Origin of the sequence: Streptomyces sp. AB3(2024) (assembly GCF_041862025.1) — a bacterium.
GTDB lineage: Bacteria > Actinomycetota > Actinomycetes > Streptomycetales > Streptomycetaceae > Streptomyces.
The window spans coordinates 58,694-65,401 of record NZ_JBGWAB010000031.1; the positions used below are offsets into that span (position 1 = coordinate 58,694).

At 74.1% G+C, this 6,708-nt stretch carries 8 protein-coding genes; 7 read left to right on the forward strand and 1 reads right to left on the reverse strand.

The annotated features are described in order from the left end of the window. The first annotated feature begins 65 nt into the window (after positions 1 to 65). The 6 genes from hsaA to ACEPPI_RS15640 all read left to right on the forward strand — a co-directional run bounded on the left by hsaA (position 66) and on the right by ACEPPI_RS15640 (position 5,586). The gene (hsaA, locus tag ACEPPI_RS15615) at positions 66 to 1,235 is read left to right on the forward strand and encodes a 3-hydroxy-9,10-secoandrosta-1,3,5(10)-triene-9,17-dione monooxygenase oxygenase subunit (RefSeq protein WP_373915820.1); all 1,170 of its coding nucleotides are present in this window, start codon (positions 66 to 68) and stop codon (positions 1,233 to 1,235) included. Next, a complete protein-coding gene (hsaD, locus tag ACEPPI_RS15620; protein WP_373915821.1) occupies positions 1,232 to 2,098 on the forward strand; it encodes a 4,5:9,10-diseco-3-hydroxy-5,9,17-trioxoandrosta-1(10),2-diene-4-oate hydrolase in 867 nt (288 codons plus the stop codon). The genes hsaA and hsaD overlap by 4 nt, the downstream gene beginning before the upstream one ends. An 11-nt stretch (positions 2,099 to 2,109) precedes the next feature. Beyond that, positions 2,110 to 3,003 carry a VOC family protein gene (locus ACEPPI_RS15625; protein ID WP_373915822.1) on the forward strand — a complete coding sequence of 298 codons (894 nt, stop codon included), beginning with the start codon at positions 2,110 to 2,112 and terminating at the stop codon, positions 3,001 to 3,003. Continuing rightward, complete coding sequence (locus tag ACEPPI_RS15630; RefSeq protein WP_373915823.1) at positions 2,991 to 3,539, forward strand: flavin reductase family protein; 549 nt, start codon at positions 2,991 to 2,993, stop codon at positions 3,537 to 3,539. The genes ACEPPI_RS15625 and ACEPPI_RS15630 overlap by 13 nt, the downstream gene beginning before the upstream one ends. Beyond that, on the forward strand, positions 3,536 to 5,197 hold the full coding sequence (locus ACEPPI_RS15635; RefSeq protein WP_373915824.1) for an FAD-dependent oxidoreductase: 1,662 nt from the start codon (positions 3,536 to 3,538) through the stop codon (positions 5,195 to 5,197). Before ACEPPI_RS15630 ends, ACEPPI_RS15635 begins: the two co-directional genes overlap by 4 nt. A gap of 77 nt (positions 5,198 to 5,274) precedes the next feature. Next, a complete protein-coding gene (locus ACEPPI_RS15640; protein ID WP_373915825.1) occupies positions 5,275 to 5,586 on the forward strand; it encodes a hypothetical protein in 312 nt (103 codons plus the stop codon). 11 nt (positions 5,587 to 5,597) lie between these two features. Here the strand turns inward: ACEPPI_RS15640 and ACEPPI_RS15645 are convergent, their stop codons facing one another. Beyond that, entirely contained in the window at positions 5,598 to 6,263 is a 666-nt protein-coding gene (locus ACEPPI_RS15645) for an HAD family acid phosphatase (RefSeq protein ID WP_373915826.1), read from the reverse strand. 232 nt (positions 6,264 to 6,495) lie between these two features. On the opposite strand from ACEPPI_RS15645, the gene ACEPPI_RS15650 reads away from it, so the two are divergent. Continuing rightward, a partial coding sequence (locus ACEPPI_RS15650; protein WP_373915827.1) for a hypothetical protein occupies positions 6,496 to 6,708 on the forward strand: 213 nt, incomplete at its 3' end.

Genomic DNA, 6,708 nt, shown 5'->3' on the forward strand with positions numbered 1-6,708 from the left:
CCGCCCCCGCACCCCCCGGCGTACGTTCACCGCACCCCGAAGCCGTAGCCCCGAGAAGGGACACCATGAGCGACGAAGACGTCCTCGACGCAGTCCGCGCCCTCGCCCCGGCCCTGCGCGCCCGCGCCGCCGAGGCGGAGGCCCAGCGCAAGGTCCCCGACGCCAGCATCGAGGAACTGGCGGACACCGGCTTCTTCCGCCTCCTCCAGCCCCGCGCCCACGGCGGCCGCGCCGCGCACCCCGGCCTCTTCTACGCCGCAGTCAAGGAGATAGCCAAGGCCTGCGGCTCCACCGGCTGGGTCTCCTCCGTCGTAGGCGTCCACCCCTGGCACGTCGCCCTCTACGACCCCCGCGCCCAGGAGGAGGTCTGGGGCCCCGACCGCGACGCCCGCATCTGCTCCTCCTACGCCCCCACCGGCACCGTCACCCCCGTCGACGGCGGCTTCACCCTCAGCGGACGCTGGCACTTCTCCTCCGGCTGCGACCACGCCGACTGGGCCCTGCTCGGCGGACTCGTCACCGACGCCGACGGCCGGCCCGTCGACATGCGGACCTTCCTGATCCCCCGTACCCAGTACCGGATCGACGACGTCTGGGACACCGTCGGCCTGCGCGGCTCCGGCTCCAACGACATCACCGTCGAGGAGGTCTTCGTACCGGAGCACCGCGCCCTCAGCTTCGGCCCCGTCACCGCCCTGAGCGTCCCCGGCCACGCGGTCAACCCCGAACCGGTCTACCGCCTCCCGTACGCGGCCGTCTTCACCACCACCATCTCCACCCCGATCGTCGGCATCGCAGAAGGCGCCTACGAGGACCACGTCGCCGCCACCCGCGAACGCTTCCGCGTCTCCTACGGCCAGCAGGTCGCCGAGGACCCCTTCGCCCAGGTCCGCATCGCCCGCGCCGCGAGCGACATCGACGCCTCCTGGATCCAGCTCCGGCGCAACGTCGCCGACCTGTACGCCCTCGCCGAACGCGGCGAAACCCTGCCCACCGCCCTGCGCACCCGGGCCCGCCGCGACCAGGTCCTCGCCACCGAACGCTGCGTCCGCGCCGTCGACCTCCTCATGGAGAACGCCGGTGGCAGCGCCCTGCGCACCGGCCCCAACCCCGTCCAGCGCGCCTGGCGCGACATCCACACCGGCCGCGGCCACGCCGCCAACGACCCCGAACGCGCCCTCGTCCTCTTCGGCCAGGGCGCCCTCGGCCTCGACATCCAGGACACCATGTTGTGAGCCCCGCCCAGGAGAACCCCACCTACGAGAGCACCTCCCGCACCGTCGAAGCCGCCGGGCTCGCGCTGCACTTCCACGAGGCAGGGCCCGCCGACGCGCCCGTCGTGATCATGCTGCACGGCGGTGGCCCCGGCGCCTCCGGATGGTCCAACTTCGGCGGGAACCTGCCCCACTTCGCCACCCGCTTCCGCACCCTCCTCGTCGACCAGCCCTGCTACGGCCGCTCCGACAAGCCCGAACCCGACCGCGACTACTTCAGCTTCAGCGCCCTCGCGACCGTCGCCCTCATGGACGGACTCGGCATCGAGCGCGCCCACTTCATCGGCAACTCCCTCGGCGGCGGCACCGCCACCCGGCTCGCCCTCGACCACCCCGACCGGGTCGCGAAACTGCTCCTGATGGGCCCCGGCGGGATCTCCCTCAACCTCTTCTCCGCCGACCCCACCGAAGGCATCAAGCGGCTCTTCGAGTTCAGCACCGACCCGGAGCCCACCCGCGAGCGGATGCGCACCTTCCTCACCACCCTCGTCCACGACCCGGCGCTCGTCACCGACGCCCTCGTCGAGGAGCGCTACACCCAGGCCACCGACCCCGCGGCCCGGCTCGGCAACGCCCGCATGGCCGCCTCCTTCGCCCGCTGGCCCGAGGACACGATGCTCTGGCGCGAGGCCCACCGCATCGCCTGCCCCGTCCTGCTGACCTGGGGCCGCGAGGACCGCGTCAACCCCGTCGACGGCGCCTTCCTCGCCCTCAAGGCCATCCCCGACGCCCGCCTCCACGTCTTCCCCCACTGCGGCCACTGGGCCCAGACCGAGGCCGCCGACGAGTTCAACCGCCTCGCCACCGACTTCTTCTCCCACTGAAGGGGCCCACCATGGACATCCGCGCACTCGGCTACCTGCGCATCGAGACCACCGACCTCCCCGCCTGGCGCACCTACGTCCTCGACCACCTCGGCATGACCGAGGCCCCGGGCAGCACCCCCGAGAGCCTCCACGTCCGCATCGACGACCGCGTCCACCGCTTCCAGTTCCTCGCCGGAGAACAGGACCGCCTCCTCGCCGCCGGGTTCGAGGTCGCGAACGCCCGCGCCCTGGAGGAGGCCGCCGCCGAACTGGAGGCCGCCGGCTTCCCCGTCAAGCAGGCCGACGCCGCCACCCTCGCCGACCGCCGCGTCCAGGGCCTGATCCACTGCGAGGACCCCAGCGGCAACCCCCTGGAGCTCTACTGGGGACAGGCCCAGGACCACACCCCGCTCGCCTCCCCGTACGGCAACCGCTTCGTCACCGGCGAACTGGGTCTGGGCCACGTCGTCCTCCCCGCCCCCGACACCGAGGCCACCCTCGCCTTCTACGAGGACCTCCTCGGCTTCCAGCTACGCGACTCGATGCGGCTGCCGCCCGTCGCCGTCCCCACCGGCGCCCCCGGCCGGGACTTCCACTGGATGCACTTCCTCAGCCCCAATCGCCGCCACCACAGCCTCGGCCTCTACCCCGGCGCCCTGCCGCCCGGCATCGTCCACTTCATGGTCGAGCTGGAGAAGCTCGACGACGTCGGCTACTGCCTGGACCGGATGAACCGCGCCGGCGTCCCCATCGCCTCCACCCTCGGCCGGCACTCCAACGACCACATGGTCTCCTTCTACGCCCAGGCCCCCGGCGGCTTCCAGGTCGAGTACGGCTGGGACGGCCTCGTCGTCGACCCCGCCACCTGGACCGCGAAGGAGATCACCGCCGACAGCTTCTGGGGCCACCAGTGGAACGGCTGACGGACCCCGCGACCGACCCGGGGGCAGCCCCCGCGACCGACCCCGGAGCAGTCCCCGCGACCGACCCCGCCCTGCTGCGCCGGGTCCTGGGCACCTTCGCCTCCGGCATCACCGTCGTCGCGGCCGTCGGGGACGACGGCCGCCCGGCCGGACTGGCCTGCCAGTCCTTCGCCTCCCTCTCCCTCGACCCGCCGCTGGTCCTGCTCTGCGTGGGCAAGGGCTCCTCCAGCTGGCCCGCCGTCCGGGCGGCCGGCCGGTTCGGGGTGAGCATCCTCGCCGAGGAGCAGCGCGCCGTGTGCGAGGCCCTCGGACGCCGGGGCGGCGACAAGTTCGCGGGCGTGCCCTGGGAGCGGTCCGCGCACGGGGCCGTCCGCGTCACCGGCGCCCTGGCCACCGTCGACTGCGCCCTCGACACCGTCCACGAGGCCGGCGACCACTACCTCGTCACCGCCCGGATCCTCGAACTCACCGCCCGCGAGGGCGGATCGCCCCTGCTGTACTTCCGCAGCGCCTACGCCACCGGAGCCTTCGGATGACCGACCCGTTCGAGTACGAGTACGACGTGGTGGTGGTCGGCTCCGGAGCGGCCGGACTGGCCGCCGCGATCACCGCCCGGCTGCGCGGCCTGACCGTCCTGGTGGTCGAGAAGACCGACCGGTACGGCGGCTCCACCGCCCTGTCCGGCGGAGCCGTCTGGGTCCCCGGCAACCTCCACCTCGACCGGGCCGGCATCGCCGACACCCGTGACAAGGCGCGCGCCTACCTCGACGCCACCGTCGGCGACCGGGTCCCCCGCTCCCGCACGGACGCCTACCTCGCCCACGGGCCGCGCATGCTGCGGGAGTTCCACGACCGGACCGAGGTCCGCTTCATGTACACCCCGGGCTACCCGGACTACTTCCCCGAGGCGCAGGGCGGCATGGCTCAGGGGCGTTCCGTGGAGCCGTGCATCGTGGACTTCAAGCGGCTGGGGGAGCTGGGCCGCGGCATGCGCCGGGCGGGCCTGCCCACGTACGGGCTGACCATGACCTCGTACGACTTCCGCTTCCTGAACATGGTCGGGCGCACCTGGGCGGGCCGGCGCACCTCCGTGAAGGTCGGCCTGCGGGCCCTGGGGGCGCTGGCCACCGGGCGCAGGCTGCTCTCCCTCGGCGAGGCGCTCGTCGCCCGGCTGCGGCTCTCCCTGGACCGGCTCGGCGGGGACCTGTGGCTGTCGGCGCCGCTGACCGGCCTGGTCACGGACGCCTCAGGCCGGGTGGACGGCGTACGCGTGACCCGGGCGGGCCGCGAGGTCGCGGTGGCGGCCCGGGGCGGTGTGGTGCTGGCCTCGGGCGGCTTCTCGCACGACCAGGCACTGCGCGAGAAGCACCTGCCCGCGCCGACCTCCACCGCCTGGACGCACGCCTCCGAGGGGCAGGCCGGCGACGCGCTGCGCCTGGCCGGGGAACTGGGGGCCGCCACCGACCTGATGGACAGGGTGTGGGGCGCCCCCTCGGTGTGCCCGCCGGGCGGCAGGCCCTTCTTCCTCGTCGCCGACCGGGGCATCCCCGGCATGGTCATCGTGAACGGGGCGGGGGAGCGCTACGCCAACGAGGCGCTGCCGTACCACGCGTTCGTCGACCGGATGTACGCCGCCGACCGGCCCGGGGCGCGGACCGTGCCGTCCTGGCTGGTCCTCGACGCCCGCTCCAAGGCCCGCTACCTCTTCGCGGGCCTCTTCCCCGGGCAGCCCTTTCCCGGGTCCTGGCGCGAGAGCGGCTTCCTGAAGCAGGCCGCGACCGTGGAGGAGCTGGCCCGGGAGATCTCCGCGCCGGGCCTGCCGGCCGCGGTCCGCCGCTTCAACGGCTTCGCCGAGCGGGGCACGGACGAGGACTTCGGGCGGGGCGACAGCGTCTACGACCGCTACTACGGCGACCCGACGCTGCCCAACCCCAACCTGGCGCCGCTCGACAAGGGCCCCTTCTACGCGGTCCCCGTGCACCCCGGCGACATCGGCACCAAGGGCGGCCTGGTCACCGACGGCGACGGCCGGGTGCTGCGCGAGGACGGCACCCCGATCGGGGGCCTGTACGCCTCCGGCAACTGCTCGGCGGCGGTGATGGGCGAGACCTATCCCGGTCCGGGGGCCACCATCGGCCCCGCGATGGCCTTCGCCTGGGCGGCGGTCAACGCCATCGCCGCGGAGCGCGGTTGACGGAGGGGGGTGTTCCCCCGCCGTATTCCGGGCACGACGGCACGACACCGGATACGACGGACGGGGTGGTGGGGGACATGAGCCGGTTCGGATGCTGGGCCGTGGTCAGTTCGGTGCTGTGCGCCGGGGTGTGGGGGGTGCTGGCCCGGATCCTGCTGGATCCGGACCTCCAGGGCACCCGTGAGCGCCTCGGCTGGTGGATGACCGCCATCGCCGCCGCGCCCCTCGTGCTCGCCGCCCTGGGCACGGCCTCCTTCTCCGCGGGCCGGGGCGGCGGCGGTTCCGGTGGCGCTTCCGGCTACAGCGGCAGTGACGGCGGTGCCGGGCCGGGCGGGTGCGGCGCCGGGTGCGGTGGCGGTTGCGGCGGGGGCTGCGGCGGCGGCCTCTGACGGGCGCCGGGTCAGGACAGCTTGCCGCCGTAGTCAGGGAGCTTGACGGTGCGTTCGGCGTGGCCGCCGACGAGGTCGCTCTCGTTGTTGCCGATGTTGGCGATGATCGTGTAGCCGCGCGCCTCGATCTCGGCGCGCTTGGCCGTCTTGTAGGTGCTGACCTGCTCGAACAGGGCGGGCAGGTCCCGTACGTACAGGCCGTCGACCGGGTAGCCGACCGCCTTCAGGTTGCGCTCGGTGAGGGAGTAGACGATGCCCGGGCGGGCGGTGACGAAGAAGATCGCGACGCCGCGGTCGCTGGCGTACCGGGTCAGCGCGCGGACCTTGTCGATCGCGGGGGTCGGGAACGTCCAGAACCAGTGGAAGTCCGTCTCCAGCGAGGAGTTGTCGATGTCGAGGACGATGGCCGGCTTCTCCCCGGCCGGGGAGGCGGCGATCCGCTGCTCGATGGCGGGGCGGGCGGCGTCGACGACGGCGGCCACGTCGCGCTGCCAGGTCGCGTAGTCGATGCCCAGGATGGCCGCGTTGCCGCCGGGGGCGGATGCGGCGGGGGCTGCGACGGGTGCGGCGGCCCGCGCGGCCGGGGCGGCCGCGGCGGCGGTGGCCGGCAGCAGGGTCAGGGCGGTGGCGGCGACGACGGCCGCGGCGGCGGCGCGGGTGCGGTGGGCTGCGAGCATGTGGGGGCGCTCCTCGGTCACGCGTTGACATGTACGCGATTAGATTCGGCCAGCGCCGCACCTATGTCTACTGGTCGGTAGGAAACTTTTCATGGCCACCCGGTAAAGCCTCCCCGCCTGGAGCCCCGCCCGGAGCCCGGTCCGGGTCCCGCCCCGGCCCTTCTCGGGGTGGGGCGTACCCGGGGCGGAGCCGGGAGGTCCCGGCCCCGCCTAGGGGTCACACTCCAGCACCGTGAGGCACAACCCGCACCGCGCCCGCAGCGCCCCGCCGCCCGCCCGTACCCGCAGCCACTGCCCGCACACCGGGCACGGGAAGCTCACCCGCGCCTCCCCGTCCTCGCCCCGCCCGAACCGGTACGCCGCCCCGCGCGCCGGGGCAGAGCACGATCCGCCCGACGCCGGCGGTGACGGCCCGCCGGATCTCGCCCTCCGACTTGTTGTTGCC

Bases quoted from the DNA above. Each gene is read 5' to 3' on its own strand.
- hsaA (WP_373915820.1), top strand. From the start codon at position 66: ATGAGCGACGAAGACGTCCTCGACGCAGTCCGCGCCCTCGCCCCGGCC.
- ACEPPI_RS15625 (WP_373915822.1), top strand. From the start codon at position 2,110: ATGGACATCCGCGCACTCGGCTACCTGCGCATCGAGACCACCGACCTC.
- ACEPPI_RS15635 (WP_373915824.1), top strand. From the start codon at position 3,536: ATGACCGACCCGTTCGAGTACGAGTACGACGTGGTGGTGGTCGGCTCC.
- ACEPPI_RS15640 (WP_373915825.1), top strand. From the start codon at position 5,275: ATGAGCCGGTTCGGATGCTGGGCCGTGGTCAGTTCGGTGCTGTGCGCC.
- ACEPPI_RS15645 (WP_373915826.1), bottom strand. From the start codon at position 6,263: ATGCTCGCAGCCCACCGCACCCGCGCCGCCGCCGCGGCCGTCGTCGCC.